The organism is Streptomyces sp. SID12501 (assembly GCF_010550245.1).
Taxonomy (GTDB): Bacteria; Actinomycetota; Actinomycetes; order Streptomycetales; family Streptomycetaceae; genus Streptomyces.
Map to the genome: position 1 here is coordinate 1 of NZ_JAAGLU010000918.1, position 332 is coordinate 332.

Annotated in this window: 1 protein-coding gene; it reads left to right on the plus strand. The window is 63.0% G+C overall.

Going from position 1 to position 332, the window contains the following annotated elements:
* On the plus strand, positions 1–332 hold a 332-nt coding region (locus G3I71_RS49135; RefSeq protein ID WP_203733252.1), incomplete at both ends, for a cbb3-type cytochrome c oxidase subunit I.

Consider the following 332-nt stretch of genomic DNA (forward strand, 5'->3'; position numbering starts at 1 on the left):
CGAGGTCTACATCATCGCGCTGCCGTTCTTCGGCATCGTCACCGAGATCCTGCCGGTGTTCAGCCGCAAGCCGATCTTCGGCTACAAGGGGCTGGTCTACGCGACGGTCGCGATCGCGGCCCTGTCCGTCACCGTGTGGGCGCACCACATGTACGTCACGGGTGCGGTGCTGCTGCCGTTCTTCTCGTTCATGACGATGCTCATCGCGGTGCCGACCGGTGTGAAGTTCTTCAACTGGATCGGCACGATGTGGCGCGGCAAGTTCACGTTCGAGACGCCGATGCTGTGGACCATCGGCTTCCTCGTCGCCTTCCTCTTCGGTGGCCTGACGG